The sequence below is a fragment of the Streptomyces sp. BE303 genome (assembly GCF_036290945.1).
Taxonomy (GTDB): domain Bacteria; phylum Actinomycetota; class Actinomycetes; order Streptomycetales; family Streptomycetaceae; genus Kitasatospora.
This window is the reverse complement of record NZ_JAQYWZ010000913.1, coordinates 1-351: the sequence shown is the minus strand read 5'-3', so window position 1 is coordinate 351 and position 351 is coordinate 1. Positions and strand designations below refer to the sequence as shown.

Annotated in this window: 1 protein-coding gene; it reads left to right on the top strand. The window is 72.6% G+C overall.

Annotated features, from left to right (window positions below; genetic code table 11):
• Positions 1-55 precede the first annotated feature (55 nt).
• Positions 56-351, top strand: a 296-nt coding sequence (locus PUR56_RS37270) for an ATP-binding cassette domain-containing protein (protein WP_329952218.1), incomplete at its 3' end; no start/stop codon positions are given.

Genomic DNA, 351 nt, shown 5'->3' with positions numbered 1-351 from the left:
CACGAGTCCGAATCCCTACCCGCCCTCCGTTCCGCCGCCTGCGGGGACGGCCGGTGTGCACCAGGTGACCAAGCGGTTCGGCGCGGTACGGGCCCTCGGCGGAGTCACCCTCGACTTCCCCGCCGGTCAGGTCACCGCCCGCAAGGGCGAGAACGGCGCCGGCAAGGCCACCCTCCTCCCGATCCTCACCGGCGACCACCAGCCCACCGAAGGCCACGTCGTCCTCGACGGCGAGCGGGTGGACCTGGCCTCACCCGCCCAGGCCCGAGCCGCCGGGATCCGCATCATCCCGCAGGAACCGGAGATCATCCCCCACGTCTCCGTCGCCGAGAACGTCTACGCCGGCTCCCT